1 protein-coding gene is annotated in these 3,054 nt (G+C 55.9%); it reads right to left on the bottom strand.

The window, feature by feature from the left end; translation table 11 throughout:
- Window positions 1-160 precede the first annotated feature (160 nt).
- Window positions 161-2,500: a hypothetical protein gene (locus F563_RS25025; protein ID WP_156825306.1), complete on the bottom strand. Its 2,340-nt coding sequence runs from the start codon at window positions 2,498-2,500 to the stop codon at window positions 161-163.
- Window positions 2,501-3,054: the final 554 nt, after the last annotated feature.

The following is a 3,054-nucleotide window of genomic DNA, read 5'->3' on the forward strand; positions in this document are numbered from 1 at the left end:
GAATGGCACGCCGCCAGAGCGCAGTTCGCCATCCTCTTCCAGGACCGTCTCAACCCATGATCACCACGGTCCCGCACGAAACTCCTGACAGTCCCGTGTGGCCAGAAAGCGCGAGGGCTCCCAAGACACACCCGCATCGGAGGAGCCATCGCCCTGAAACTCATCTTCGCCTGTTCACCCGAGCAATAATTTGTCCTATTTCGCCATCTGACAGTTCAGGTGCGAATGTATTCAGGCTGCCGAGGGGCAGATTTGTAGCCTTTAGTGCAAGCGCAAAATTCTCTGCTAATAGTGTTAAGAATGGAATCCAATTGCTCTTGTATTCGGGATTACTTCTCGCATCTTGAAGCTCACGCAACGCTTTCTCTCCAAGTTCACGACCACCGGATTTCGCCATCAAGCGCCACCTCTCGATACGCAATTCGAACCGAGGGTCGGCCTCTATGGCCTTATTCATGTAGTCCAAAGCACCATTGAAATCCCCCTCAAACTCGGCCTCTTCAGCCCTGATCTCGAAATACGCGCTTCCCACCCCTGGGTGCGCTTCGAGATCAGCTAGCGCGCTGCCGTAGAGCTCATCAATATTGCTGGGAACTTCCCGATCAGCGTGATACCCCCTATACTTCCAGTGCAAATATACCCGAGCGAGCGCCATCAGGCTGAAAACGGTCTTTCGAAGGCGGAGCCAGTCTTGTGCATAACGCTCTGCGGATCCAAAGTGCGGACGCGGTGTCCGAAGGATGCAGTGTATGATAGCACGATAGGTTCGCTCCAGTCGCCTTTCCTTGCCTCTGTTTAGGTCGAGAGCACGCTCGTATTCCTTCACAGCGTCTACATACTGCCTTTGATACTCCAAGAGATCACCGCGAAGGAATGTGGCCATTCCCTTGGTGTGGTATACACCATCAAGGAGGCTGATACATTGTTGCGCTTCTTGGTACTTGCGGTTTCGGGTTGCGCTAAGGCAGAAATAGCGGATCAGTTCCGTGCGAGATGTACTGGAGAAATCGGCGCGTCTCTCGAAGGCCTTCTTAAGAATTCTGTAGGCTGGTTCCCGCCGCCGAGCGTGGTACAGCCGTATCCCAGCCTGGAACCAGTGCGCGGCGGACACGAAGTGGACAACGCTATTCGGAAGATCTTCGGATTCGGCCAGCATGGCCGCCTGAATGCGCGATTCGATGCGTATGTATTCGTGCCCGTCGCCTTCGACCTCGGCCGGCTTCTTCAAAAACTGTAGAAGAGCGCCACGGAGCCAGAGCAGAAGATCGGGTCGGATCAGGTCACGACTAAGTCGGTGCGCCAGCAAAGGTGTCAATCTATAAAGACCATCGTCACCACGCTCAACCAGACCAAGCTCGAGCAACTTGCCCAAGACTCGGAGAATTGGTCTTTTTGGTACAATCACTCGCTCCAGATCGGAGATATCGCACGGCGAAATGTCGTTGAGGAAAAGGAGCGTCCGTTGCTCGTCATCCAAATCGCGCAGTTGCGAAAAGGCCCACCGCACATAGAGGGTGATTGAGGCCGCCATCGTCTCCTTATCGGCTGCAATAAGCCGGTCGATCTGATCGAAGTCCTCGATCCAGGCGGCCGCGCGAACCAAGGCCACGAGGAATCCTATGGTTCCCCCCGACGCGTGGACGACACGCGCGACATCGTCTTCGGCCCAGCGTGTCGGATGATTGTCGAAGTGGCCGATCAATTGGTAACAGAACTGGACCATCTGGTGTTCATCGACCGTGTTGACTCGTTGGGCAACCAGCGAGTCACGGCACCGCGTTCGACGCTCCAGAGATAGGGGAAGCTGTGAGATGATGAAAAGCTTTGGGCGTGTTGCCGGCGACAGGGCGTTCACGACGTCGTCAAGCCACTCGGGTAACTCGACGTTCTCTTCAACGATGCGGCTGTGCCGGAAGATGATGTAGTTTCCGGCAGCGAAGACGCGCTCGATGGCATCGGCAACGGCTGCCGGTTCGTTCTCGATCCTTGCATCATTCAACTGATGCAGGCGTTCTGTATCGGAGCCAAACGCTTCGCTTTCGATCCGCAAGAGCGTCTGTCTCGGCAACGATGCCTCGTTGACTTCGATGCCGATGCCGCGACCGTTCGGCGCGAAGTTCCGGTTGAACTCTCTGATCAGAGTTTCCCGACCGACCCCGTTGAACCCCGACACCCAGATCGCAGGAAATACGCTGAATCGGTCCTTCTCCTTCTGGATGACGCCGCGCATCGTCTGGAGAAGATCGTGTCGCGGCAGCCGAGGATGATCCGACTTGAGAAGTGGTTCCGCAACACGCTGCACCAGGTCGATGGCCTGCGATACCGTAACGTTCGTGGACGAGGTCCTGAAGTCGAGCATTACCTTCAGGGCGTCAAGCGCTGGCTTGGCGTCTCTATCCAGCGTATCGTTCCATGTAATCGGAAAATCGTCGAGCCTTAGAATGACTGGACGAATGATGCCATATCGCACCAAATCCCTTGCCTGAAGAATCTCCTTCACGCAGCCGTTTGCAGTAGTGTACATCCTTGACCAGAACACCACGAAAATCTTCGACTTTGGTAATTCCCTACGGGAGATCTCCTCCCATATGTGTACGCCTTCCTCGCCCGTCTTCGAGTACAGATAGACCCAGTCGGCCGGCAATCTTTCCCATACCTTCTCGGCAAACTTTTTATCTTCTTCTGAAACCGAAAAAAAATAAAGGATACATGGCGACCTCCCCGTTCATGCCCGCTCGTTTCGATATGCTTCCTATGCACCATGCCTTGGGGCAACAAGCGGTTTCACGGAAGCCGAACTCGATGACGTGGTCGTTCTGTCGATGCCAGACGTCCGGACCGGCGTACTATCGTATCGACTCGGCCGTTTCCCATCCAGCCCGGCGCAGCCGCGGCCCCGGCTCCGCCGGCGCTAGTCCGCGTGGACAAACGTGATCCACAGTTGGATGGAGGCGAGTGTTAGGGTCCGGACTCACCACCAGAACGCCACGATGGCGGCGATATGGACTGCGGCGAGGTAGGTTTCGGCGAGACGGTCGTATCGCGTGGCGACGC

It is taken from the genome of Elioraea tepidiphila DSM 17972 (assembly GCF_000378465.1).
GTDB lineage: Bacteria > Pseudomonadota > Alphaproteobacteria > Acetobacterales > Acetobacteraceae > Elioraea > Elioraea tepidiphila.